Source organism: Gracilibacillus halophilus YIM-C55.5, from assembly GCF_000359605.1.
Taxonomy (GTDB): Bacteria; Bacillota; Bacilli; order Bacillales; family Amphibacillaceae; genus Gracilibacillus; species Gracilibacillus halophilus.
Map to the genome: position 1 here is coordinate 1 of NZ_APML01000042.1, position 24,658 is coordinate 24,658.

The 24,658-nt window shown below is 38.7% G+C and carries 24 protein-coding genes and 1 pseudogene; 10 read left to right on the forward strand and 15 right to left on the reverse strand.

From position 1 onward, the window contains the following. Window positions 1-640 precede the first annotated feature (640 nt). Both J416_RS15790 and J416_RS09965 read left to right on the forward strand, forming a co-directional pair. The gene (locus tag J416_RS15790; RefSeq protein WP_156809571.1) at window positions 641-817 is read left to right on the forward strand and encodes a hypothetical protein; all 177 of its coding nucleotides are present in this window, start codon (window positions 641-643) and stop codon (window positions 815-817) included. 276 nt (window positions 818-1,093) lie between these two features. After that, window positions 1,094-1,798: a CPBP family intramembrane glutamic endopeptidase gene (locus J416_RS09965; protein WP_003470055.1), complete on the forward strand. Its 705-nt coding sequence runs from the start codon at window positions 1,094-1,096 to the stop codon at window positions 1,796-1,798. Here J416_RS09965 and J416_RS09970 read toward each other — a convergent pair. Together J416_RS09970 and J416_RS09975 are read right to left on the reverse strand one after the other, a co-directional pair. Next, window positions 1,782-2,510 carry a MerR family transcriptional regulator gene (locus tag J416_RS09970; protein ID WP_003470057.1) on the reverse strand — a complete coding sequence of 243 codons (729 nt, stop codon included), beginning with the start codon at window positions 2,508-2,510 and terminating at the stop codon, window positions 1,782-1,784. The genes J416_RS09965 and J416_RS09970 overlap by 17 nt on opposite strands. A 194-nt stretch (window positions 2,511-2,704) precedes the next feature. Then, window positions 2,705-3,484 (reverse strand): RDD family protein, encoded by a 780-nt coding sequence (locus tag J416_RS09975; protein WP_003470059.1) that lies wholly within the window; start codon window positions 3,482-3,484, stop codon window positions 2,705-2,707. 100 nt (window positions 3,485-3,584) lie between these two features. Here J416_RS09975 and J416_RS09980 point away from each other — a divergent pair, with 100 nt between their 5' ends. Beyond that, the gene (locus J416_RS09980; RefSeq protein WP_003470062.1) at window positions 3,585-4,553 is read left to right on the forward strand and encodes a stage II sporulation protein M; all 969 of its coding nucleotides are present in this window, start codon (window positions 3,585-3,587) and stop codon (window positions 4,551-4,553) included. On the opposite strand, the gene J416_RS09985 is transcribed toward J416_RS09980, so the two are convergent. The 8 genes and pseudogenes from J416_RS09985 to J416_RS16710 all read right to left on the reverse strand — a co-directional run. Next, window positions 4,533-5,888: a DUF58 domain-containing protein gene (locus J416_RS09985; protein ID WP_083875572.1), complete on the reverse strand. Its 1,356-nt coding sequence runs from the start codon at window positions 5,886-5,888 to the stop codon at window positions 4,533-4,535. The two genes, J416_RS09980 and J416_RS09985, sit on opposite strands and share 21 nt — an antisense overlap. After that, window positions 5,842-6,771: an AAA family ATPase gene (locus J416_RS09990; protein ID WP_003470065.1), complete on the reverse strand. Its 930-nt coding sequence runs from the start codon at window positions 6,769-6,771 to the stop codon at window positions 5,842-5,844. The genes J416_RS09985 and J416_RS09990 overlap by 47 nt, the downstream gene beginning before the upstream one ends. Beyond that, window positions 6,768-7,904 (reverse strand): DUF4350 domain-containing protein, encoded by a 1,137-nt coding sequence (locus tag J416_RS09995; RefSeq protein ID WP_003470066.1) that lies wholly within the window; start codon window positions 7,902-7,904, stop codon window positions 6,768-6,770. The genes J416_RS09990 and J416_RS09995 overlap by 4 nt, the downstream gene beginning before the upstream one ends. Continuing rightward, window positions 7,897-8,565 (reverse strand): DUF4129 domain-containing protein, encoded by a 669-nt coding sequence (locus tag J416_RS10000; RefSeq protein ID WP_003470067.1) that lies wholly within the window; start codon window positions 8,563-8,565, stop codon window positions 7,897-7,899. Before J416_RS10000 ends, J416_RS09995 begins: the two co-directional genes overlap by 8 nt. Before the next feature lie 12 nt (window positions 8,566-8,577). After that, a complete protein-coding gene (locus tag J416_RS10005; RefSeq protein ID WP_003470068.1) occupies window positions 8,578-9,480 on the reverse strand; it encodes a hypothetical protein in 903 nt (300 codons plus the stop codon). Between the two features lie 143 nt (window positions 9,481-9,623). Further along, window positions 9,624-11,087, reverse strand: coding sequence for an MDR family MFS transporter (locus J416_RS10010; RefSeq protein WP_003470069.1), 1,464 nt, complete (start codon window positions 11,085-11,087; stop codon window positions 9,624-9,626). Beyond that, the gene (locus J416_RS10015) at window positions 11,088-11,762 is read right to left on the reverse strand and encodes a hypothetical protein (protein WP_003470070.1); all 675 of its coding nucleotides are present in this window, start codon (window positions 11,760-11,762) and stop codon (window positions 11,088-11,090) included. It abuts the gene before it with no gap. 3 nt (window positions 11,763-11,765) lie between these two features. Then, a pseudogene (locus J416_RS16710) lies at window positions 11,766-11,912 on the reverse strand (TetR/AcrR family transcriptional regulator); the annotation flags it as partial. 157 nt (window positions 11,913-12,069) lie between these two features. Between J416_RS16710 and fni the strand changes: the two are divergent. Both fni and J416_RS10025 read left to right on the forward strand, forming a co-directional pair. Next, the gene (gene fni, locus J416_RS10020; RefSeq protein ID WP_003470071.1) at window positions 12,070-13,095 is read left to right on the forward strand and encodes a type 2 isopentenyl-diphosphate Delta-isomerase; all 1,026 of its coding nucleotides are present in this window, start codon (window positions 12,070-12,072) and stop codon (window positions 13,093-13,095) included. A gap of 20 nt (window positions 13,096-13,115) precedes the next feature. Further along, window positions 13,116-14,111 carry an NAD(P)/FAD-dependent oxidoreductase gene (locus J416_RS10025; RefSeq protein WP_003470072.1) on the forward strand — a complete coding sequence of 332 codons (996 nt, stop codon included), beginning with the start codon at window positions 13,116-13,118 and terminating at the stop codon, window positions 14,109-14,111. A gap of 5 nt (window positions 14,112-14,116) precedes the next feature. Here J416_RS10025 and J416_RS10030 read toward each other — a convergent pair whose 3' ends face one another. Beyond that, complete coding sequence (locus tag J416_RS10030; protein ID WP_003470073.1) at window positions 14,117-14,653, reverse strand: M15 family metallopeptidase; 537 nt, start codon at window positions 14,651-14,653, stop codon at window positions 14,117-14,119. Between the two features lie 156 nt (window positions 14,654-14,809). Between J416_RS10030 and ilvD the strand changes: the two genes are divergently transcribed. The 5 genes from ilvD (at window position 14,810) to J416_RS10055 (ending at window position 21,318) form a co-directional block, all read left to right on the forward strand. Continuing rightward, the gene (gene ilvD / locus J416_RS10035; protein WP_003470075.1) at window positions 14,810-16,501 is read left to right on the forward strand and encodes a dihydroxy-acid dehydratase; all 1,692 of its coding nucleotides are present in this window, start codon (window positions 14,810-14,812) and stop codon (window positions 16,499-16,501) included. Window positions 16,502-17,083: 582 nt separating this feature from the next. Further along, window positions 17,084-18,106 carry an ABC transporter substrate-binding protein gene (locus J416_RS10040; protein ID WP_003470077.1) on the forward strand — a complete coding sequence of 341 codons (1,023 nt, stop codon included), beginning with the start codon at window positions 17,084-17,086 and terminating at the stop codon, window positions 18,104-18,106. Window positions 18,107-18,189: 83 nt separating this feature from the next. Beyond that, window positions 18,190-19,191: an ABC transporter permease gene (locus J416_RS10045; RefSeq protein WP_003470079.1), complete on the forward strand. Its 1,002-nt coding sequence runs from the start codon at window positions 18,190-18,192 to the stop codon at window positions 19,189-19,191. Beyond that, window positions 19,184-19,978, forward strand: coding sequence for an ABC transporter ATP-binding protein (locus J416_RS10050; RefSeq protein WP_003470081.1), 795 nt, complete (start codon window positions 19,184-19,186; stop codon window positions 19,976-19,978). Before J416_RS10045 ends, J416_RS10050 begins: the two co-directional genes overlap by 8 nt. A 152-nt stretch (window positions 19,979-20,130) precedes the next feature. Further along, a complete protein-coding gene (locus tag J416_RS10055; protein WP_003470083.1) occupies window positions 20,131-21,318 on the forward strand; it encodes an aminotransferase-like domain-containing protein in 1,188 nt (395 codons plus the stop codon). An 88-nt stretch (window positions 21,319-21,406) separates the two neighbouring features. Here the strand turns inward: J416_RS10055 and J416_RS10060 are convergent, their stop codons facing one another. The 4 genes from J416_RS10060 to ectA form a co-directional block, all read right to left on the reverse strand. Continuing rightward, the gene (locus J416_RS10060) at window positions 21,407-21,841 is read right to left on the reverse strand and encodes a YueI family protein (RefSeq protein WP_003470085.1); all 435 of its coding nucleotides are present in this window, start codon (window positions 21,839-21,841) and stop codon (window positions 21,407-21,409) included. A 173-nt stretch (window positions 21,842-22,014) separates the two neighbouring features. Then, window positions 22,015-22,401, reverse strand: a complete 387-nt coding sequence (locus J416_RS10065) for an ectoine synthase (RefSeq protein WP_003470088.1) — start codon at window positions 22,399-22,401, stop codon at window positions 22,015-22,017. Between the two features lie 43 nt (window positions 22,402-22,444). After that, the gene (gene ectB, locus J416_RS10070; RefSeq protein ID WP_003470091.1) at window positions 22,445-23,713 is read right to left on the reverse strand and encodes a diaminobutyrate--2-oxoglutarate transaminase; all 1,269 of its coding nucleotides are present in this window, start codon (window positions 23,711-23,713) and stop codon (window positions 22,445-22,447) included. 78 nt (window positions 23,714-23,791) lie between these two features. Then, on the reverse strand, window positions 23,792-24,307 hold the full coding sequence (gene ectA / locus J416_RS10075; RefSeq protein ID WP_003470094.1) for a diaminobutyrate acetyltransferase: 516 nt from the start codon (window positions 24,305-24,307) through the stop codon (window positions 23,792-23,794). Window positions 24,308-24,658: the final 351 nt, after the last annotated feature.

The window sequence follows — 24,658 nt, forward strand, 5'->3', positions numbered from 1 at the left end:
ATTTTACGGACTTAATCAGTGAAAGTAGCTGTTTGCACAGAAAATCAATATATGCGTCGAATAAGAGAAGTGAAAGTAGCTGTTTGCACGGAAAATCAATATATGCGTCGAATAAGAGATTTGAAAGCATCTGTTTGCATTAAATATTCATTTATCCTGCAAATAGTTAATATAGATGAAGCTGTTTGCAGGATAAACGTACGTAAACACACATCACAAGCTGATTAGACATGACGTTTACATGTATCTTCTCATGTTTTGAAAAGATACGTTTATTGATTCACAAACGATTGGGGCGGTTTTTGCCTATTTTTCCATTTTGCATAGTTTTTCAATTGATTATTCATTTGTATAGTTCGATAGTGGAAGAATTGCGCAATGTACATGATGCGAGCAGACAGGTGACGAATCATTTTCTGAAAATTTTACGAAAACCGAATATTTATTCAAGTGATTTATAAAAATGCTGTATTATCAGTTTTTACTGAACATAATCAATTTTAAAGCATATAATGCAAATATGGAGAATGTATAAGTATTTAAAAGAATTTCATAAAATATATTTACAAATCGATAAAATATGGTACTATATAAGTGAATTCACTAATAATTGAATAAATTTTTTAAGGAAAGGGGATAGTTGGCTATGGTACTTTCTTTATACATGGTTACACTAACTATTCTGCTCACTTTTCTAGTTTTATCTGTTGGGCAAAAAATCGCAGACCGCAGAAAAAAACTAAAAGTAGAAATGAATTTCGAGGCAGAACAGCAAGCGCAAGTAGAGCCAGTTATAGCTGGTAAGTCAATGAGATAAACAACGAACTAGTCCAATACACTAGGCTAGATGAAATAAAACCTCCTGAATATAGTATTCAGGAGGTTATTTGTATTACAGTGCTTTAACAGATAGGGGAACGCGTGATGTATGAGGATTTTTAAAACATTTTTGTCTTTTTTGCTGATTCGCTTCAACATAATTTTTGTAAGTGTTGTTAGTAAATAATTTATAAATGTATTTAGATTTTCTTAAAAAAAGCTTGCAGGTAACGTAACGTCACCTCTTACTCTATAAAGTAAGGAGGTAATTTACATGAATAATCACGAATCGTTCTTTCTAAAATCACCTTGGACCTGGAAAGAATTACTCAAACTACTAACATTAGTATTAGTGATAGTGCCCATCTTTATAGAGTATCTGTTAAAAGAATATTTGTTACATGTTCTACAAAATGATCTGTATTCGGGGACAATAGTCGGACTGATTATGTCATTCATTTTTATGTTCGGGCTTTATATCATTGCAATGAAGCCACATAATCTTAGTTGGGAAGAAGTCGGTCTGAAGAAGTTCTCAAATAAATATTGGGGGGCCATCTTTGGTTGGACAGTGGTAGTCATTGTGACGAGCATCGCAATAGTTGTTGTCATGGATGCCCTTTTAGAAGTTGGATCAGAGAATACCAAAACTGATAGCCTTCAGTCAAGAATGACTCTACTTAACTTCTTAATCGGTTTTGTATCTGCAGCAATTATTTCACCGTTATATGAAGAAATATTTTATCGTGGATTCCTTTATCGATTCTTACGTAGTAAATTTGGTATACTTATAAGCATGTTAGGTAGCTCATTTATTTTTATGATCGTTCATATTCCAACTTTTAATACATTACCAATAAATTTCATATCAGGTATTGTATTTGCATGGACATATGAAAAATCAGGTTCCATTATTCCAGCAATGATAATACATGCAACATTTAATGGACTTGCCATCATCCTTACTGCCCTTGGATGATGGCATAAGCTTCTTCGATAAAATCTATAATTTCTGGTTTTATAGGATATAAATTTAGTTCATTTGAAGATTTTTGAGAGCGACGTATTTCCCAAAATTTCGCCATCAAGTTTTGATCCCCTTGAAACGTTTCCTCTGAAAGAATATCCATGTCTTCTATAATCAGTTTAGCCTGTTCGGATGCTGGAGAGACCTCGTTTTTTATGCATAATTCAATCCGCTTAATTATATTGATCCATTTTCTTGTAGATGAGTTATCATTCTCTAATTTCGGCAACCTTTCATGTAATGTTTCTTGCTCATCAAAAGAAAAAAACGAGCTCCATGATCTAGTCTGCTCTGATGGGACAATGAGTGAGATTAAATCTTCCCAATTTATTGTATCTTCTAGTTTAAGAATGTGAAGCAAAGAAACTGTATGTGAAATGGATTTTTGTATGTGAGATAATTGTTCTTCTAAATATGATTTATGAGCTAATAGTATGTTCTGTATCGACTGCTCTTTTATAATCTTTTTAATCTCTTCGAGTGGTAGAGAAAGGGATTTAAGTAGCATAACCTTTTCAAAGATTAAACAGTCTTCTGCTGAATAGAAACGTTTTCCGCCTTCGCCTAGTTTTGATGGACGAACCAGACCGATCTGATCATAATATCTGATGGTCCTAATTGAAACTTTGAACCGCTTGGCTAATTCCCCGCTTGATATATACATGGTGATCTCTCCATAACGATAGATTTTTCCTAATGATAATTATTAAGTTAACTGTCTTTTTCGTTAATGTAAATTCATTGTTTCATACGTTTGTAGGATAAATGTCTAAGTAGAAAGTATTATTGTTTCGCAGTTTTACTTATTTCTGAGAAAACACTTCGTATAAAAACGGTTATCATGATCTCATTTCTACATCAATATTCCCACTCTTCTCTAAGGTGTAAATAAAGAATAAATAGCATTGCTTCTTGCTGATCGATAGGTAACTGATCGGGTTCTCGATTGATTTTTGGCAGCAAAATACGACCGACCTGTTGTGTCAATGATTCTTTTTGATCGAGAGATAATGTGATCAATCGTTGACAATAGGTCTGCAATAGTTGCCAATCGTGATAATCTATCTTCTGGCGCTGATAATGATCAATCGACAATTGTTCTTTGCTCCAACCTTTTTCTTGGATGAATTTGTCCACTTTGTTATGTTTCTTTCGTTGGTGTTCATGAATCACAATGGTTCCAGCTGTTATATCACCTAAACGTTTATGTTTCGAATGTAGAAAGACAAGCAATATCCCAATCAGATATGCTGTTGGTAAACTATCAATCAGACGCATAAAATTACGAATGATGCTGGATAAGAAGGTGATACGGTGACCATTTTCTTGTATGACACGAATCCCTAATAATCGTTTTCCAACTGTACGACCTGCCCAAAAGTATTCGCTAAAGATAAAATAGCCGAAATTAATCACAAAAAGTAAGATGATCATGAATACGAATATCCATGAACTCATATCCGATGAGATCATTGGATCAATCATAACGAAAAATAGTAACAAAAATAATAAAAATTGAAAGAAATATAAAATGCTATAATCGATTATGGCAGCTGTGGCACGTGATCCTAATCCAGCTGTTTGAAATTGTAGTGAAACATATTCAGGCGTTTTGACCTGTAACTGTTCCTGTTCCATCGAATCCCTCTCTCTTTTTAGTTAAATTATTCCAAACACCTATATTTTCAAGCGATGATTGAGTATAATAGATGTATCATACAACATAAGGTGATGTTCAATGAAGCTGAATCAATTTATTAAACAACATCGTTCCGAATGGGACGCATTACAACGATTAACGAATAAAATGAAGAAGAAACCATCGAGCGAGACGATCGATGAATTTCATCATGTGTATCAGAAAGTGACACAACATTTGTCTTATGCGCAAACGTACTTTCCGAACGAGAATGTTACGCAACATTTGAATCAAATGGTTGCGTATGCACATAATACATTATATTCTTCGCAACAATCTTCCTGGAAGCAGTTGTACACCTTTTTTAGTAGCAAATTTGTCGGATTGTTGCTTGATCAATGGAAAGCCATTATGGTTGCGATGTTACTTTTTTGCTTAGGTGGTGTAGCCAGTTTTTTTGCTGTCGTCGACAATCCGTTGCACCTGTATGGCATTTTGCCTGAAGAAATGGTGCAAGGCGTTGAACCGGAACAACTTGGGGAAGATCCTCAAGCGGTTAATGCCCCGGTTATGTCAACGCAGATTATGACAAATAACATTCGAGTAGCTATTTTAGCTTTTGCAGGTGGCATTACATTCGGACTTTTGACGACTTATGTGTTGATATACAATGGCATTTTAGTTGGAGCACTCGCAGGTATGTATTGGAATCATGGCCATTCTTACAGTTTTTGGGCCTATATTGTCCCGCACGGTGTCATTGAGTTGATGGCCATTTTCATTGCAGGCGGTGCTGGATTACTTATGGGATACAAACTGTTTGTACCAGGCAATGTATCTAGAATGTATCAACTAAAAGCTCAAACGATTCGTTCGGTTCAAATGTTACTCGGAACCATTCCGTTATTTGTGATAGCGGGCATTATTGAAGGATACATAACGCCCGCAGATTTATCACTTGAGATGAAATATGCAGTTGCTGTAATCACGGGTCTTGGACTAATGGTTTATATGGTCGTGGGTCATTTCTTATTAAAGCGAAAGCAATTACAACAGTCCACGGTTTAATGTTTGAATATAATGGGAAACAGCAGTTACCGCTAATTGATCAGCAGGGGCTTCCAGCATAGGGAGTCCGTGTTTTTCCCATTTTGTCATCACTTGTTTTTGGTACAGATATTGTTTCTGTGCAATGCTTTTTCGCATGGCAATCGCCGTTGTCTCTGGTGTCTGGCTTATTGTTTTTTGTAACAAACGGTCTTCAATTCCTAACATGAGGAATAAATGACGTTTGCGTAATTGTTTCATGTAAAATAAATGGTGGTCTTCATGAACAAATGTTGCGACATCGCTAAACAATACAATCATACTGCGTTTTTGTTGAAGCGTTTGTGCGTACTGTATGGCTAATGGATAATTTGATTCCTGTGCATCGACTTGTACCGCATAAATGGTTTGTAAAATGGTATCTAGATGTTGCAACCCTTTTCCAGCTGGTGCAACAGCTTGAATTTCTTTTGAAAAAACGACCACTGCTACATAATCACCATTGTCTAATGCTGCAGCTGCTAATGTGATCGCAGCTTCCACTGATTTTTCCAAGCGATTTCCTTCTTCTAATTCCACGCCCATCATTCGTCCGCAATCAATGCAAATCGTAATATGTTTTCCGTGTTCAGGTTCAAATTCATTAGTCATAATTTCTTGGAATTTTGCCGACTGGCGCCAATTAATTTTTCGTGGATCATCACCAACGACATAATTTCGCACTTTAGAAAATTCACCAGTGCCACTTTTCATTTTCCGAATTTTTAATCCTTCGTGTAACAGATACGTTTGCGCACTTGCTAGATACCGTTTCGTTTCGGAAAGGTTGGGAATCACTTTAATGGTATCAGGTTGTGAAATCGTGACTTGCTTTTCCCATAGCCCGATCATACTTGTATAACGAATATATAAGTAGTTTATCGAGTATTTGCCACGTACTTGTGGCCACACTTGGTATTCAATCGTAGCCGCTCGTTGCTTCGGAATGAAAATATTGTTCGGATACGATGGTTGAAATGAACGTGGCAAGTCATCGACAAAACGTACATGCATTGAGAACGCAGAATGATTGGTCACAGTAATCGATAGTTGTTCACCTTGATACCGTTCCGTTTCCCTAGGACTCGTTCTTTTTACTGACCACTCGTTTTTGTGTGGGGAAAGAAACAAATCAGCTGTACTGACAGCGATCACGATAGCGGTTGATATAAGTAAAAACACCCATGAAAACCGCCAGAATGATAGAAGGAAAAGGATCGCTGTGAATGCAGAATATAAGATTAATAGTTTTTTCGTCGGTACGATTCCTCTATCTCGGAACAGTAACCGATCCCACCAATTCTTGAATCGTTTCATCGATATCGGAACCCTCCAGTTCTGCATAAGGAGATAATTGGATTCTATGGCGCAAGCTCGGTAATGCCACGTTTTTTACATCATCAGGCGTTACGTAATCGCGGTCATCTAAATAGGCCCATGCTTGTGCTGTTTTAGCGATGGCAATGGCTGCGCGTGTACTAGCGCCGTGTTGAATATGTTCCATTTCTCTTGTTTTGCGGACAATCTGTGTGATGTAATCAGCAATTTTATCCGTTAATGTGACTGCTTGGACTTGTGATTTTACTTTCTCTACATTTTCCAATGAGAAGATCGGTTCTAAGTTAACAGGTTCATTTTGTTCATGGATGACTTGTTGTAACACTTGTGTTTCTTCTGCTAGATCAGGAAAATCAATTTGTAATTTAAAGACAAAACGATCTTGTTGTGCTTCAGGTAAAGGGTAGGTCCCTTCGAATTCAATTGGATTCTGTGTGGCGGCAACAAAAAAGAAATCCGGTAATGGATAAGTTTCACCTTGAATGGTGACTTGTTGTTCTTCCATAGCTTCTAACAAGGCCGCTTGCGTTTTAGCAGGTGTACGGTTGATTTCATCAGCTAATAATACATGGGTAAAAATCGGACCTTTTAATGTTTGGAAGTCCTGCTCTTTCATGTTATAAATCGCGCTTCCCGTAATATCGCTTGGCAATAGGTCAGGTGTGAATTGGATTCGTTGAAAATCCCCACTGAATAGTTTGGCTAAGGTTTTGACCATTTGTGTTTTGCCTGTACCAGGTACGCCTTCAATTAAAACATGCCCTCCAGCAAGCGCGGCTGTTAATAATAAACGTAAATTTTTTCGTTGGCCTAATATTCGTTTGTCGTATTGTGTGAGTAAAGATGCAATGGTTTCACTCATCTTGCTTCCACCTCTTTCTGCAGATTATCAATTTTTTTCGACCAGTAGACAAATTCTTGTTTATGAATCGATTCTTTTTGAAGCAATTGCTCCATTTTGTCGGCGATTGACTCCAGTTCTTCGCTTGAGTAGCCTTCGATTTTACCAGCTAAATAGGTGAAACGTTCATGCCAACTTCTGTGAAAAGAAACACCATATTTCATTTTTACTGTTTCTTTGAAATAATGGGCTTGATCATGAAGTGCGGTTTGATAATTCTTTCCTTTACGATACCACTTTGCTAGTGCACGAATGCGTTCATCACTGAAGCGGACAGTTTCCTCTCGTACTGGGTATATTGGACCGAATCGCTTTCCACGGAACCATAACCATAAAATGGTCAGCAATATGCCTTCAATAAGAATGACATATGTCCAATCAGGATATACGGATACTGATGAAAGGGGACTCTGTACGTGCTTATATTGATCAAAAATCACTTGTTCTGCTGATTGAAAGTGAATCGTATCTAAAAGTATTTCAGCATGATCTGTTTTTGTAATATGTTGATTCATACTCCATTGTGGTTCGGTGATGACAATTAAGCTACCTTCACCTATGGCCCGTTTCAGCCCAATGGTCCCGTATTCGTCTTTTAATAAAATGGTATCAGTCTCATGATGTTCGAGACGAATGTTTGAATAGCTGATCGCTTCGTATTTCTCATTATTTCCTTGTAGTTCATACGTTTCTTCTGCTTGCATCTCAAAACTTTGAAAAGGAGATGCGTTGATATTCATCCAACCATCTGGATTTTCCTTTAAGACGACTAATTGATTTCCGGCTTGTATATATTCCTTGTATCCGTCTAACTCATCCTCATTGGTTAAGATCGGTGGATCAATTAATATACGTAATTGGTTTTGATCTGTATTTGCCAGATGGAGTGGCGACGTTTCTTCAATGGTCGCTGTTATATTTTCTTCTTTTAAATACGTATAGATTGCTTTCGTTCCAGTTGGGGATGGAGATTCAGTCATATATGCCGGATATTCTTTCGGTGGTGAACTTGTCGAAAATAGGCTAATAAATATGATAAAAAGAAAGAGGAATAATATCCATAACCACCCGTTTTTTTTGAATAAGTTAGTCATTGGTGATTCCTCCTTCATTGCCTTTCGGTTCACGAATACGGTCGATTTCTTCTATTTTATTTAAGATTTTCTCGTAATAGTCTTGAATGGAAGATAAGGTAGTCGATTGTTCACCATATGTCACCCGGTCAAAAAATAGGGCCAATTGATCGAAATCATCTGCTAATGTTTGATTGGTGTGACGAATTTCATCAAAATAGTCCCAATTTGTCTTCCATTTCTTCGCTTTTACCAGCTGTTTAGTATCTAATTGTAATAACAACGCCAAAAAGAAATGGCGGGTAGCTACACGATATCTTTCGTTGTCCATGGCTTCTTTGCCTGCATGTAAATGCTTTTTATAGTCCCATTCTAGTTCGGCTGTTGATTGAAAAGGCCGTTGACGCCTCACTTGTTGTTTACGAATGATGTTCGTGGTGAGAAGAACAAGTCCAATCATGAAAGCAAGTACCAATACGCCAATAATGGTATAGACGATGGTCGATCCCGCAGTAGAACCTGCTTCAAATGAGTCGAACATTTGAGACAAAAGGTTATTTAACCAAGAAGTCACTTGATTCCAAATCCGTTCTAGAAAACTGCGATGATCTTCATAATAGACTTGGTATTCCTCGCGCTCGGTAATCTCGATTAACTTTTCTTTTGCATTGTCATTGCTCATTCACAATCTCCTCTAATTTGGTTGTTCTTTCGTATCATATTGATTAATCATTTCTTGTAGATCAGTGGCTTCTTGACGCAAGCGCGCATCAAAGAACATCACTGCAAATCCGACAGTCAAGATAATGTTCGTAATCATCGTAAGAAGGTTGCTTAAAAAATTGGATAATACACTATTTCCTAAAAATACGATAGGAATGGTTAAGATAGAACTAATGAAATAGGTGATTAATGCTAAAATAATAAATAAACCAAAGAACTTCCACGTTTGTTTTTTGGTCAAGCGCCAGCTTTTCGTAAAACCTGGAGCCACTTTTTCAAACAATACGGCAGGCAGGAACATGCTCCATCGTGTAAACAATAAACCAAGACCGAAGATCAATCCTATACCAAAGAAAAAAGCAAAAAATACACCAGCGAGAGGATTGGTAGGATTTCCTAGTATGACGCCGACGATAAGCAACATATAGACGATCAAAATACCAGTAAGAATGAGAGAAACTAAGAGTAAGCTAAAAAACATCGGCCAATACCGGGGCAATGCTTTTTTGATCATCCCTTTTACGGTAAAGGGTTCGCCTTCTCTCGCATGTTTGACGGCATATACCGTTGCGCCAACTACAATAGGGATAACGATGATCGATAATAACGATGAGATGATGACATTTATATTTTGTTGCGAAGTGGCTGCTCCCAAAGAATCGATATTTTGTGTAATTTGGTTGATCAAACTGTCTGATGGATCTGCGCTCATGATAATGCTTCTGCCACCAATATAGGATGCCACCGCTTGAATCACATACACCGGAAACATCAGCAAAAAGGCAATCATAAATAAGCGCCCGAAATGATTTTTGGTTATTCGAAATGTCTGATCTAAAATTTCACCAAAGTCTAAAGGCTGTGTCGTTTTCATAAAGGTATCCTCCTGTATAAAATTGTGCATACATAGGTCATTTTAACATGTTTTGGGAGGTTTTGTGTAAAAAATTTCAATTCAAATAAAATCCCTGTCCCAACGATGGATTGGTGATGGGACAGGGGTGAAAATCTAGCCTGTTAGGCGGCTTCTTGTTTCGCTTTTTCAGATGCTTTCGTCGTTAAAAATAATGATAATACTAAACCTGCGACTGATAATAAGGTAGCCAGCCAAAATGCTGTATTATAACCTGATAGATTCGCTTGATTGACCACTTCAGTCGTTATCTGAGCCGGATTTACACCTTCCATCTGTGAACTTGCCCGACTTGTCATGACGGCGACTAATATCGCAGTACCGATTGAAGCTGATACTTGTTGCATGGTATTCGCCATTGCTGAGCCGTGTGGGTGCCATGACTCAGGTAATTGGTTAAGCCCAGCGGTCATGACAGGCATCATCGTTAAGGATAAACCGAACATGCGTATAGCATAAATCACGACGAGAAATGCGTATGGTGTATCCATGGATAAGTTGGTAAAGAAAAAAGTTGTGACAGAAACAATCGCTAAACCAGAGAATGCGAGCCACTTAGCACCGAATTTGTCAAATAACGCACCTGTAATTGGTGACATAATCCCCATAACGACTGCACCAGGGAGTAACATTAAACCAGATTCTAATGCACTAAACCCGCGTGTGTCTTGCATATATAATGGCAACATGGTTTCAGCACCAATTAATGCCATGAGTACAATCATTGTAATAATGATGGCTAAAGTGAAAATGGGGTTTTTAAACACGCGAAATTCAAGCATCGGGTGTTCCATTTTCATTTGACGGAGAATAAATAGGGTTAAGATAATCGCACTAGCAGCGATGATACCTACTGATAACCAACTAAAATCACTTGTTGCTTCTGCACTGTGACCTCCGCCAAAGCTACTAAATCCATACAATAGCCCACCAAATCCTAAGGAAGATAGAATGATTGACAGAATATCGATCTTTGGATAAGTGAGCTTCGTGACATTCTTTGTGAAGATAGAAGCACCAATAATCGCAATCGCAGCGATTGGTAATACGACATAGAAAAGCCCTCTCCATTCCACAAATTCGAGCAACCAACCAGAAAGTGTTGGTCCAATAGCTGGTGCGAAGGAAATGACGATACCAACTGTCCCCATTGCCGCACCGCGTCGTTCAATAGGAATCACTGTAAGCATCACTGTCATAAGTAATGGTAACATGATCCCTGAACCACCAGCCTGTATGACCCTTGCGATCAGTAATAACCAGAATGTGTTTGAAAGGGTAGCTACCAATGTCCCTGTGGCAAAAATACTTAACGCTGTAATAAATAATTGTCTTGTCGAAAATCGTTCAATTAAAAAGGCAGATATCGGTATCATGACGCCGTTAGTTAATAGAAATGCTGTCGTAAGCCATTGTACCTCGTTACGTTGGATATCAAAATAATCCATAATACTTGGTAATGCTGTTGCTAGTAATGTTTCATTTAAGAGTCCCATGAATGCACCGACGAGCATAATCGCAAGCATCGGACCTTTTTTTACTTTTTCGAAATGATTTGTTTCTTCCAATTATATTCCCTCCCGTTGGAATAGGCGTTCTAATTTGATCAGTTCTATTTGAATCAGCTTGTGCTTTTTCATAAATTGTAGCAATGCCTCTAAACAGACACGATTCGGTTGTGCTTTGTTGTACTCGTCCTTGAGTAGCTGGAGTGCTTCGAATTGTTCGGTTTGTTCTTTTCCTTTTAAATTGTCATGGATTAATGTCTGGATGCGACTGAAGATGTCATCGATTTTCTCTGGATGTTCCGGTGAAAGCAATGGATCTTTTCCCTCTAGTTGTTGAACCATCGCATCGAAATTATCAGCAATCCAATGACTGATTAATGTAGGTTCGATTTCTTTGTTATGGACAGCGAAATATATATGATATTCCTTCATGATGCCTTCGAACATAATTTTCAGATCTGTTAAATAAGGAGTAATCTTTTCGCCGTATACACGATAAAACATTTCTTTATGAATATCTGACAGATGTGATTGCATTTGTTTCATTAAAGAAGTGATCTCCTCATTTTCTTTCGGTGGAAATTCTTTCAAAAATACATTAAAGAATGATTGGTGTTCCATCCAAGCCTCGAGCTCAAATTGAATATAACTAGCTAAACTTGGATTGTTTAATTCGTATATTTGCTGTGATTGCTCGACGATATGATTTTGATAAGCTTTAAGCATTTCAGTCATTAGAGCTGTTTTAGATGGAAAATAAGTGTAAAAACCTCCTTTAGATACGTCTGCTGCATCGGCTATTTGCTGAACAGATGTTTCTTTATAGCCTTTTTCTGAAAATAATTGTAAAGCTACGCGAATAATTTCATCTTTTTTCGAAATAATACCACCTTCTGACTAAACGGTATATAAATTTGACTAATTGGTCACAGGTAAATATTCTATAAAATAACCAGATAAAAGTCAACGATAAATGACTGTTTATCAACACATGCATTTTCTTCTTGAACACGATATAATGGATAATTAAAGAGGTGAAAACATGTCCGATTCAATCCATCGCAGAAAGGCAGAACATATCGAATGGTGTTTAACAGATGAAGTAGAAGGTGATCAAGTCACGAATGGTTTGGAACGCTATCAATTTCGTCATAACGCATTACCTGAGCTTGACTTTCAGCAAATCGATCTAACGACAACCTTTTTACAACGTGACATCAAGACACCGTTTCTTATTAGTTCCATGACAGGTGGTGCAGCTTTGGCGGAAACGATTAACCGTCATCTTGCTCAAGCGGCTGAGGAGAGAGGGTGGATTTTTGCGCTGGGGTCAACTAGAGTGATGATGGAAAGTGAGCATTTTCGCTCGTCTTTTCAAATTCGTACATACGCTCCTAGTATTCCAATTATTGCGAACATCGGGGCTGTTCAACTCAATTACGGATTTACTGTTGATCAGTGTAAACAAATTTTAGAGTGGACGGAAGCAGATGCGTTTGTGTTACATTTGAACTCCATTCAAGAAGTTATTCAACCAGAAGGAGATACGAATTTCGCACATTTGTTACTGAAAATCGAACAATTATGCCAAGCACTTGATGTTCCTGTTGGCGTAAAAGAAGTAGGTTTCGGGATTGATGGTGAAATTGCCAAGAAGCTAACTGATGTTGGCGTTTCATTTATTGACGTTGCAGGGGCTGGTGGCACTTCATGGAGCCAAGTCGAAAAATTACGTTCAAAAGAAAGAATAAAAAAACAAGCAGCAGAAGCGCTCGCAAGTTGGGGAAACCCCACGGCCTCTTGTATTGTGGAAGCGAATCGAAGTGTTCCGAATCAGAAGGTGATGGCAAGCGGCGGGATTCGAGATGGACTGGATGCAGCTAAAGCGCTGGCATTAGGTGCTGATCATGTCGGATTTGCTCGTTCGGTGTTAAAACAATCGATGCATTCTTATGATGCCCTTCTAGAGTGGATGGAAATAAGAGAATGGGAACTACGTATGATTATGTTTGGCATTGGTGCCGGAACCATTCAGCAATTACAAACAACTGACCGTTTGTTAGGGTAGAATAAGGGAGAGGATAGACAATGGCAGAAGATATTTTTGATTTAACGGTGATTGGTGGCGGGACCACCGGACTTTTCGCGACTTATTATGCTTCGATGCGTGGTATGAGTGTGAAAGTCATTGAGTCTCAATCCGAATTTGGTGGAAAAGTGATGCAGTTCTTCCCGGAAAAACGTATTTATGATGTGGGAGGTTTCCCTGATATCTTTGGTGAATCCCTCGTCTACCGTATGATTGATCAAGCGAGACGGCATGAACCAGTGATGATAACAGGGGAATGGATCGAAAACATTGAAAAGCGCACAGATGATTTTCGACTGCGATCAAGTGAAGGTAGAGATCATTACTCGAAAGCGGTGTTGTTAGCGACAGGAAATGGTACATTTCATACGAAAACAGCACCAGAATGGGAAGCATTACCTCATCCCACATTCCGTCAGCAAGTAGCGAGCCATTTGATGCATAAAGAACGTTATCATAATAAACGAGTTGTGATCGCATCAGATAATAAAGTGGGCGTCGGTTGGGCTTTGTATTTGAAGGATCAGGCATCTTCAGTGACAGTCGTTAACCCGAATGAGACATTCCATCAAGTAAAAGATGCAGATCTTCAAGCATTACTCGATAGTCATGTGACGGTTTATTTTCAATCCTCGTTAACGGACTTACAGGTTGTCGATGAGCAATTGGAATACGTACAATTGCTTGATAAAGATCAACAAATCGTTACGATCGAAGCTGATGAAATCGTAACATTTCATGGCCTTGAATTACAGCAGACACCATTTGCTGATTGGGGCGTTACAATCGAAAAAGGGCGTATCCCTGTAAAAGGAGATATGGCTACGAACGTAGCTGGTATCTTTGCGGCTGGTGATATTGTCCAGTATGAAGGGAAAACAAATCTTATTGCTTCAGGCTATACTGAGGCGATTACAGCCGTCAATCGAGCACATCAATCGATCGATCCAAAAGCGACTGAGCAATTATATAGCACCGTTATTTATCGAAACTGACGTCTTTAGTCCATCACATCTTTGGGGCGTTTTCCTTTTTGCAATTCTCGTATACTTAATCCGAAATCCATTTGCAAATGGGGGTAATCTTTAAAACGGGAAAAATCACCACCCCAGCTAAAACCGAGTGATTTTGCGATGTCAACGACTTCCATCCAGTCACTTTGACCATTACTGTTGCCATCATATTCGGTATCCCAAATTACTTGACCGTCAGAAGGTTCAAGCGCAAAATCGACAGCCAGACCATAGTTGTGATAGGATTCGCCACCTTTCGCATAAGTAACGATTTTTCCTTCTTGTGACCGACCTTGCTCATAAATCGCATTTTGCTCTTCCACTGAGCGAAGGCCATCGGTAATAATAATGGAGATACCAATATCTTCAGATTGTTTGATCAGTTTTTCAGTCGCTTGTCCAACTTTTGGATGTAATTCTGTAGGCATTGGTCGTTCAGCGTATTTTTGATGCAACATCCATTGATAGAAGAGGACGGATGCAATTACAATAATGATGATAAACAGTATTGGATGACGTTTCATGATTTTTATCCTTTCAAACGAGCAAGAATGATTCCGTATTTTTATAATCTATGATACTATATGCATATTAAGAAAGAAATTTTTCGATTTCTTAATCCAAAATGTACAGAAAATTATAAATTTTTAAAATGGGACAAGAATAGGGAGGCATATGCAATGGGGAAAGATCTTCGGATAAAAAGTAATGTATTTGATGATCCAAAGCGTGCACCGAACCGTGCCATGTTGCGTGCTGTTGGTGTAACAGATGAAGATTTTAAAAAACCAATGATTGGGGTAGCAAGCACGTGGAGTGAAGTCACCCCTTGTAACGTACACTTAGACGATCTTGCCATTAATGCGAAAAATGGTGCTGAAGAAGCTGGTGGTGTACCATTGATTTTCAATACAATCACTGTATCAGATGGTATTTCAATGGGGACTTCAGGTATGCGTTATTCACTGCCAAGTCGCGATGTGATTGCTGACTCAATTGAAACAGTAGTAGGCGCAGAAAACCTTGACGCTTATGTGGCGATTGGTGGCTGTGACAAAAATATTCCTGGTTGTTTAATTTCGATCGCTCGTTCAGACGTGCCAGCGGTATTCGTTTACGGTGGTACGATTGCACCAGGTTATCGAAATGGTGAAAAATTAGACATCGTGTCCGTTTTCGAAGGTGTTGGAAAACATAATAACGATGTAATTAGTGATAAAGAACTTCATGGTATTGAATGTGCGGCTTGCCCTGGTGCTGGCTCTTGCGGTGGTATGTACACGGCAAACACGATGGCGACTGCTGTTGAAGCACTAGGTATGAGTTTACCAGGAAGTTCATCGAATCCAGCCGAATCTCCTTCAAAAGCAGACGACTGCCGTGAAGCAGGTGAAGCAGCTTATCGTTTGTTAGAACAGGGAATCTATCCAAAAGATATCTTAACTAAAGAAGCGTTTGAAAATGCGATTACTGTTGTCATGGCTCTAGGTGGATCGACAAATGCGATTCTTCACTTATTAGCGATTGCTAATGCTGCTCAAGTAGATGTGACGATGGATGATTTTAACCGTCTACAAGAAAAAGTACCGCATCTTGCAGACCTAAAGCCAAGCGGAAAATATGTGATGGAAGACTTGCACAAAGTAGGCGGCGTTCCAGCTGTTATGAAATTATTGCTTGACCATGGTTACTTACACGGTGATTGTTTAACTGTTACAGGTAAGACGATTGCAGAAAACTATGCGGATGTTGAAGGACTTGAAGAAGGACAAGAAGTCATTCGTCCATTCAGTAACCCATATCGTGAAGATGGCCCGTTGGTTGTCTTAAAAGGTAACTTATCTCCAAATGGTTCGGTGGCAAAAGTATCTGGTATTAAAGTGAAGCGCCATACGGGACCAGCTCGTGTATTCAATACAGAAGAAGACGCAACGAATGCTGTAATGAATAATGAAATTAATGAAGGTGATGTGCTCGTAATTCGCCACGTCGGGCCAAAAGGTGGACCAGGAATGCCAGAAATGTTGTCCATATCCTCAATTTTAGTAGGGAAAGGCTTAGGCGAAAAAGTAGCATTACTGACAGACGGTCGTTTCTCTGGCGGTACTCATGGCTTAGTTGTTGGCCATATCGCACCAGAAGCACAAGTGGGTGGTCCCATTGCGTTCTTAGAAGAAGGCGACTTAGTAACCATTGATTCCGAACAGAAGGAACTGTCGATGGATGTATCGGATGAAGAAATGGAAAGAAGACGTCAGAATTGGGAAGCGCCAGCGCTTTATAAAAAAGGTGTTCTTGGCAAATATGCGCATAACGTATCTTGCTCTTCTCAAGGTGCGGTCACCGACTACATCAATCGTAACGATCAATAAATAATCAAGAAAAGGTTGTCTCCTACATAGGGACAACCTTTTTTTGGTTACACTCCATTAGTATGTAAGATAATTGTTTGTATTTTTTATTGTGCTGGCGTTGAGCGTGGAATTGCTTTGTCAATGGAATGATGGAGAATGATTGACGTCAAACAAGAGGGGGGAAGAGCGTTTGTTTGCATGAAAAATAAATTGATCTGCATATTACTGGGAAACCTCGCTATAATGACATGCTGATTTCCCAGTAATATGCGAATTACCAGGAAATCTCATCATAATGATATACTGATTTCCCAGTAATATGCGAATTACCGGGAAACCTCACTATAATGGCATGGTGATTTCCCAGTAATATGTGATTTACCAGAAAATCCTGACATCACGAACGACAGATTTCTCAGTAATGGCGCCCCTTATCCTAATTGCTTGCAAAGTATCAGCGCCTTTTCGTTTAAGAGTTTCCATCACTTTCGTATGTCTAGAAAATCGGTAAAAAGATATACCGATGCTTGAGAACATATGCTATAATGTAACGTAAATGTTTGAAAATTTGGAATAAAAAAATAATTTGGGGGTTTCAATATGAGAAAGCATTTTTTATTTTTATTATCCTTCGTTCTCTTAGGTGCCATCCTTATGGCTTGTGGTTCATCCGGAGAAGAAGCAGGAAATTCGAGTGACTCAACTGATGGGGATGCTACATCTGAAGAAACGTATACCATTGGTGCAACACAAATTGTTGAACATCCATCACTTGATGCTGCTTATGAAGGCTTTCAAGCAGCGATTGATGAAGCAGGATTGAATGTAGAATATGATTTCCAAAACGCACAAAACGATCAAAATAACGCCAGCACAATTGCTAATAATTTTGTTGCTGATGGTGTGGACTTGATTTTTGCAAATTCAACACCAAGTGCGCAAAGTGCGTTACAAGCAACAAGTGATATCCCAATTCTATTTACATCCGTAACAGATCCGGTCAAAACTGAATTAGTAGAATCCATGGAGAATCCAGGCGGAAACGTTACCGGTGTGAGAGACTTGCATCCAGATGCGATTCGTCAAACAGTTGATTTTATCGATGAAAATTTTGAAGGGTCAACGATTGGTTTAATTTACAGTGCGGGTGAGGCCAACTCGGTAACACAAATCGATATTGTGAATGAAGCCGTAGAAGGCACGAGTCTTAGCACAGCAGAACGTACCGTATCAAACTCTGCTGAAGTTAACCAAGCAGCCTCTTCGCTTGTAGGTGAAGCGGATGTTTTCTATATTATTACAGATAACACCGTTGTTTCGGGGCTAGAAGCCGTGATTGGTACTGCAGAAGAACAAGGAATGCCATTGTTTGTTGGTGAGCCTGACTCCGTTGAACGGGGTGGTTTCCTCGCCTACGGTTTTGAATACTATGATATTGGTTATCGGACAGGAGAAATGGCTGTTGAAATTTTAACTGGAGACTCAAATCCAGCTGATATTGCAGTAGAATATCCACCAGAAATCAATCTGTATATAAATCAAGATGCTGCTGAAGCCCAAGGAATTGAATGGGATGAATCTTGGGAAGAAGAAGCAGAAATAGTAGAGACAACAGGAGAATAACAGGATAAACCTCGACATTATTTCGCATGTTGAAAATGTCGAGGTTTTCTCACAAGGAAAGGTAGAAGAAAGGGAGAACGTATATGTTTGATGGTTTTTTTATCTCACTTTTTGGTGCATTAGAATCAGGTATTATCTACGCACTAATGGCTTTAGGCGTTTATCTTACGTTTCGTATTTTAGATTTCCCTGACTTAACAGTTGACGGGAGTTTTGTAACAGGTGGTGGCGTTGCAGCGATTTCAATTGTGAATGGTGTTCCGCCAGTATTCGCTACATGCTTTGCTATACTTGCAGGTTTTCTAGCAGGTATTGTGACGGGAATTTTAAATACGAAAGGGAAGATTAATCCTTTATTATCAGGAATATTAATGATGATTGCGTTATATTCATTAAATTTACGTATTATGGGAAAACCCAACGTCGCCTTATTAAACGAATCTACCGTGTTTAACCAAGTGGAAGGTTTTTGGGGAAATCTTGGTATTGATCAAGCATTGAACAGTATTTTAACATGGTTAGGCTTGGAATCTGTACCGAGTACATGGGCCGTATTAATCATAATGACGATCGTAACGTTTTGTATTAAATTTATAACCGATTATTTCTTGAAAACTGAAGTTGGCTTAGCTTTGCGAGCGACGGGTGATAATGAAAAGATGATTCGTAGCTTTTCTGCTAATACTGACACTCTAACAATACTAGGGGTAGGTATATCCAATGCTTTTGTCGCGCTCTCAGGAGCACTCGTTTCACAGTATACCGGATTTGCAGATGTGAGTATGGGCATCGGTATGATTGTCATCGGCTTAGCTTCCGTTATTATCGGCGAAGCGCTGATTGGAACGAAAACGATTTTCAGAACAACACTTGCTGTGATTATTGGTGCGGTCCTATATCGCATTGTTGTAACATTTGCTTTACGTGCTGACTTTTTAGAAACAGGTGATATGAAATTAATTACAGCCCTATTAGTAATTATTGCACTTATTGCACCGAAAATCATCATTTCACAACGAGAAGCAAGACGAAAACGGAGGAAACAAGCCGAACTGGCAAGAAGAAAGGGGGCAAACAATGCTTAACATACAAGATGCCACCTTGACGTTTAATGAAGGGACATTAGATGAGAAAAACGCATTACAACAAGTTGATTTGCAATTAGATAAAGGTGATTTTGTCACTGTCATTGGCAGTAACGGTGCAGGAAAATCAACATTAATGAATATTATATCTGGTACGTTGAAGCCTGATGTGGGTTCCATTACGGTTGCGGATCAAGATGTGACGATGTTACCGGAATATAAACGTTCGCAATATATTGGGCGTGTGTTTCAGGATCCTGTAGCGGGGACGGCTCCGTCAATGACGATTGAAGAGAACTTAGCCATGGCATACGCGCGTAATAAGAAGCGTACGTTGAAAAAAGGGGTTAGTAAAAGTCGAAAATCATTGTTTAAAGAACATTTGGAGACCTTGCAACTTGGCTTAGAAAATCGTTTAAATGCACAAGTTGGTTTATTATCAGGCGGTGAACGCCAAGCTTTGTCTTTATTAATGGCGACATTTACGGAACCAAATATTTTATTATTAGATGAGCACACTGCTGCACTCGATCCTTCACGAGCGGAATTGATTACAAATATCACAAAACAAGTAGTTGAGCAGTTTGACTTAACAACATTAATGGTGACGCACAATATGCAACAGGCGTTAGATCTAGGTAACCGGCTGATCATGATGGATAAGGGACAAATCATTTTAGAAGTGTCGGGAGAGAAGAAAAAAGAATTAACAATTGAGCAATTATTACATGAATTTCAACGTATACGAGGAAAACAAATGGCGAATGATCGAGCAGTACTTGGGTAAAACGTGAGGCAGTTGCTTGAAAGAGCAACTGTCTTTTCCTAACGCTGCTTTCTAAAAAGTGGTTATTATTTGACGCAATAGATGATGAGCATATAGGCGATGGAAAACAGCCTTTCTTAAGAAAGAATATTGGACGAAAGGGTCGAAGTGAAATGAAATATGGTTTTTCTGAACGAGTAAAGTATCTAAAGTCGTCAGCTGTTCGTGATATTTTAAAGGTGATTAACCAAGGTAATATCATCTCTTTTGCCGGTGGCTTGCCAGAAGAGAAGTTATTTCCTGTAGAAGCTGTTGATCAAGCTTTCCATAAAGCCATTACAACGAATCCAAAAACGTTGCAATATGGAGAAACAGAAGGTGTCCCTGCCTTGCGGAAAGCAATAGCAGAACGTATGAAACAGAAAGGCCTTGACCGACCAATTGAAGATATTTTAATTACATCAGGGAGTCAGCAGGCCATTGATCTATTTTCTAATGTCATGTTTAATCAAGGAGATGTCATTTTAACGGAAAATCCAACTTACTTGGCTGCACTACAAGTGTTCGAAACATATGAAACAGATGTCGTTCCAGTCGATGCTGATGAAGATGGCATGGTGATTGCCGATTTAGAAGAGAAAATTCAAAGACTTCGCCCAAAATGTATCTATGTAGTCCCAACGTACTCCAATCCTACAGGAAAAGTATGGTCGCTAAAACGACGTAAGCAGCTATTAGCATTAGCACAAAAATATCATGTCGTCATATTTGAAGATGATCCATATGGCGAGCTTCAATTTGATCAAGAAGGAGCGCCACCTTCAATTGCATCGATGGATGATCAAGATCTCGTTTTATATACTAGTACATTTTCCAAAACAGTTGTACCCGCTGTTCGAATGGGTTGGATTGTTGGACCACATCAGATTATCCGCATAATGGCACAAGCTAAGCAAGCGACTGATTTGCATACGAATTCCATTAGCCAACATGCTTTCGTTCATTTATTAGAAGACTTTGACTTAGAAGCTCATATTCAATTAATTCGCGATACCTATTATCAACGGATGCTTGTTATGAAACGTTTACTTGATGAAGTTGATATGGAAGGTTTAACGTATATTGAACCAAAAGGCGGAATGTTTTTCTGGGTTACATTACCAGAAGAAATCAATACAACTCAACTATTAGATAAAGCGGTAGAAGCAGGGGTCGCATTTGTTCCTGGTGCTCCGTTTTATGTAAATCATCCGAAGCAAAATACATTACGGTTAAACTTTACGAATGCTACACCAGATGTAATCGAAGAAGGAATGAGAAAATTCGTTCAAGTATTAGAAGATTATAAGGTCCATGCATAAAAATTGCTCCACTTCATTTTGTTTGAAGTGGAGTTTCTGTTGTATGGACGATTGTAACAGATGAATATGATTAACATGTTGTGTACGTTTAGAAACCAAGTAATTTTTTCCACCAAGACTTTTTTTCTTCGGAGTTCCGTCGTGTTCTTGGCTTGTCTTCATTGAGGAAAATATTTTCTTTTTCAATGGCGCTGTCTAATGTGATTACAATGCCGTAATCGCTTTTTGCTTCTTGGTTCGAAACCGATGTGTAGGAGATGTTATATTGGTTGGCTATGTTTCGATAGGGTTTAAAGAAACGAAAACTCATATGCCCATTCATAAGCATTCGAGCATTAGGATGTTGTTGTAGGGTTTGCTCTATCGCGCGGAGACCTTTTTTACCGCGCACTTCTGATTGTTTTAGAACGAGCACAATTCTTTCACGAAGCGTACCGAGATAAGCTTTTCGTTCATCTGGATTTAATTCTCTACGTCCATAAATCCCTTCTTGTAAATAATCATCGATTTCTTTTTTGGCCATTCATTCCACCTCAATCTTTGGATGCTCATCTATTGTGTAGTATACATGATGAAAGCTTGTTCATGCGAAAGAAGCGCATATAAAAAAGCTCCCAGCAATGCCGAGAGCTTTCAGGATAAGAAATGTTATGCAGGGCTATTGATAATGGGGTTGTTATCAAAGCCTAAGTGTCATTAGTCCTCATCAACTGGGTATACACCATTTTCATCGTGTACTTCTTTACCAGATAGAGGCGGGTTAAATACGCAAATCATACGCATGTCTGTCTTGGCGCGAAGTAAGTGCTCATCGTGTTCATCTAATGCATAAAGCGTGTCTTTTGTGATCGGCCATACTTTATTATCACTTAGTGTGACTACTTCACCTTCGCCTTCGATGCAATATACAGATTCCAAATGATTCTTATACCAAATATGGGTTTCTGTTCCTGCTTTAATAATTGTATCATTGACAGAGTAGCCCATCTGATCTTTTTTCATAATGAGACGGCGACTGACCCAATTTCCTCCGTCTACGTCATGTTCAGTTCCTAGTACGTCTTCTAGTTTAACGACTTTCATTCTGTTTCTCCTCCTATGACATGGTATAAAGTTGTATCGATTATTAGTTTGTTACTGGATTTTTAACAAGAGCTTTAATGCTTTCTTCAATAATATTTAAACCTTTTTGAAGGTCGTCTTTTGGAATGTTTAATGCAGGGAATAATTTAAATACTTCATCATTTGGCCCTGCTGTTTCCATAATTAGACCACGGTTAAAGCATTCTTCCGCAATCTGCTCAGATAAACCATCTGCTTCAGAAGCGATACCGACCATTAGTCCACGGCCTCGAACTTCACCTTTAAGCTCAGGATATTCTGATACGAGACGTTGCAAGAAATTATAAGTGATTTCTGATTTTTCATGGATTTCTTTTTCAAATGAATCATCTTTCCAATAGTCTAACGCTGCGGTAGCTGTAACAAATGCGTGATTATTGCCACGGAAAGTACCATTATGCTCGCCTGGCTTCCAAATGTCTAATTCAGGTTTAATCAGTGTAACCGCTAATGGTAAGCCATAACCACTTAATGATTTGGAAAGGCAAATGATATCTGGTTTAATACCAGCTGCTTCAAAGCTAAAGAATGAGCCAGTACGTCCGATACCTGCTTGCACATCATCAATAATAAGCAGAATGCCCCAACGTTTACAAACTTGCTCGATCTTTTTCAACCATTCAAAACGAGCTGCATTAATTCCGCCTTCGCCTTGTACCGTTTCAACAATCATTGCTGCTGGAATGGCAACACCACTTCCGTTATCTTCTAGAAAACGTTCAAGATATTCAACGGTATCTTGATCAACGTAATTGTCATATGCCATCGTTACTGTATTTTGTAGCGGGATACCGGCACCTTGACGTTTCATGGAGTTACCGGTAACGGATAGTGAACCAATGGTCATGCCATGGAAACCGCCCGTGAAACTGATAATATCTGTACGTCCTGTTACTTTACGTGCAAGTTTTAAGGCACTTTCAACTGTGTTTGTTCCAGTTGGTCCAGGAAACATTACTTTATAATCCAAATCACGTGGTTTCAAAATGACATCATCAAATTTTTTCAAGAAGTCAGCTTTTGCATCAGAAGCCATATCTAAGGAGTGAGTGATTCCGTCGTTGGTAATATAGTCAATTAGTTTTTGTTTCATATGGTCATCATTATGGCCGTAATTCAGTGCGCCTGCTCCTGAGAAGAAGTCAATATATTCTTTCCCGTTTTCGTCCCACATCTTATGTTTCTTTGTCTTTGTAAATACGGTAGGGAAACTGCGAATATAGCTGGCTACCACCGATTCATGTTGACTAATCATATCCAAATCTTTACTCATGTATTTTGTTCCTCCTAGAAATTTATTGTATATCAAACTCATATTTCACGTAATCTATCTAACTTACTTGTTCTTTCTTTACTTATTCAGTGGTCCAATGGTGAATAATAATTCCTCTTCATGTCCTTCACCTGGAAAAACATCCTCGGTAAAAAATTCAGCGGATGTAAAGTCTGTATCATAATCTCGTGCTAATTTCTGGAATAATGACTGAGATGCACGATTTGAAGGTGTAATCGTGGCCTCACAATAGTTGACGTTTTTGCATGCATGACTTTCGAGCAAATAGTTTAACATTTTTGATGCGATGCCTTTCCCTCGTTGTGAGGCATCGACGCCTACTTGCCATACGAAAACTGTATTGGGTTTTTGGGGAGGGATAAAAGCGGTAATAAACCCAACCACTTTGTTATTTTGTTTTGCCACCACACAAGTATCTTGAAAGTATTCACTAAGTAAGATGTACTTGTATGGAGAGTTGGTATCTAGCGTTGATTCCATCACTAGTTCCCACATACCTGCTCCGTCTTCCTTCGTCGGATGTGACAAAACAACATCTTCGGTTGGCGAATCGTTGTTTTTCGTAGTAATCACGTTTGTCTCCTTTCTCGTTTGAACCGTAATAGTTGTATTTATATACAATGATGAAGCGATTTCTATTACGTTTCTCATGATTATGAGCACATTTATAATAATAAATAAAACAGACAAGAACCGCAAACCGCTTTTAGCTTGATTAATCTGTTTTATTGTCGCTCAGTTATGCTGAGAGACAAACAATAGAGAGCAGATTATAAATCCTTCGATATTGTTAGGTATTCTTTCAAATGAGCAAAATTTGCCTGTATATTTTACCTAGTCATCTCATCAGTGAAATGTAAGTATTATCAAATTATAGAATATTTCAAACTTTATAAATGAAAATATAAAAAACCCGAGCGTGCG

Excerpts from the sequence above, each read along its gene's own strand:
- J416_RS10040 (WP_003470077.1), top strand. The coding sequence starts at position 17,084 with ATGAGAAAGCATTTTTTATTTTTATTATCCTTCGTTCTCTTAGGTGCC.
- ectB (WP_003470091.1), bottom strand. The coding sequence starts at position 23,713 with ATGAGTAAAGATTTGGATATGATTAGTCAACATGAATCGGTGGTAGCC.
- fni (WP_003470071.1), top strand. The coding sequence starts at position 12,070 with ATGTCCGATTCAATCCATCGCAGAAAGGCAGAACATATCGAATGGTGT.
- J416_RS09995 (WP_003470066.1), bottom strand. The coding sequence starts at position 7,904 with ATGACTAACTTATTCAAAAAAAACGGGTGGTTATGGATATTATTCCTC.
- J416_RS10015 (WP_003470070.1), bottom strand. The coding sequence starts at position 11,762 with ATGACTGAAATGCTTAAAGCTTATCAAAATCATATCGTCGAGCAATCA.
- J416_RS10050 (WP_003470081.1), top strand. The coding sequence starts at position 19,184 with ATGCTTAACATACAAGATGCCACCTTGACGTTTAATGAAGGGACATTA.
- J416_RS09965 (WP_003470055.1), top strand. The coding sequence starts at position 1,094 with ATGAATAATCACGAATCGTTCTTTCTAAAATCACCTTGGACCTGGAAA.
- J416_RS09985 (WP_083875572.1), bottom strand. The coding sequence starts at position 5,888 with ATGAAACGATTCAAGAATTGGTGGGATCGGTTACTGTTCCGAGATAGA.
- J416_RS09990 (WP_003470065.1), bottom strand. The coding sequence starts at position 6,771 with ATGAGTGAAACCATTGCATCTTTACTCACACAATACGACAAACGAATA.
- J416_RS10000 (WP_003470067.1), bottom strand. The coding sequence starts at position 8,565 with ATGAGCAATGACAATGCAAAAGAAAAGTTAATCGAGATTACCGAGCGC.
- J416_RS10045 (WP_003470079.1), top strand. The coding sequence starts at position 18,190 with ATGTTTGATGGTTTTTTTATCTCACTTTTTGGTGCATTAGAATCAGGT.
- ilvD (WP_003470075.1), top strand. The coding sequence starts at position 14,810 with ATGGGGAAAGATCTTCGGATAAAAAGTAATGTATTTGATGATCCAAAG.
- J416_RS10030 (WP_003470073.1), bottom strand. The coding sequence starts at position 14,653 with ATGAAACGTCATCCAATACTGTTTATCATCATTATTGTAATTGCATCC.
- J416_RS10025 (WP_003470072.1), top strand. The coding sequence starts at position 13,116 with ATGGCAGAAGATATTTTTGATTTAACGGTGATTGGTGGCGGGACCACC.
- J416_RS10005 (WP_003470068.1), bottom strand. The coding sequence starts at position 9,480 with ATGAAAACGACACAGCCTTTAGACTTTGGTGAAATTTTAGATCAGACA.
- J416_RS09970 (WP_003470057.1), bottom strand. The coding sequence starts at position 2,510 with ATGTATATATCAAGCGGGGAATTAGCCAAGCGGTTCAAAGTTTCAATT.
- J416_RS10055 (WP_003470083.1), top strand. The coding sequence starts at position 20,131 with ATGAAATATGGTTTTTCTGAACGAGTAAAGTATCTAAAGTCGTCAGCT.
- J416_RS10065 (WP_003470088.1), bottom strand. The coding sequence starts at position 22,401 with ATGAAAGTCGTTAAACTAGAAGACGTACTAGGAACTGAACATGACGTA.
- J416_RS10060 (WP_003470085.1), bottom strand. The coding sequence starts at position 21,841 with ATGGCCAAAAAAGAAATCGATGATTATTTACAAGAAGGGATTTATGGA.
- J416_RS09975 (WP_003470059.1), bottom strand. The coding sequence starts at position 3,484 with ATGGAACAGGAACAGTTACAGGTCAAAACGCCTGAATATGTTTCACTA.
- J416_RS09980 (WP_003470062.1), top strand. The coding sequence starts at position 3,585 with ATGAAGCTGAATCAATTTATTAAACAACATCGTTCCGAATGGGACGCA.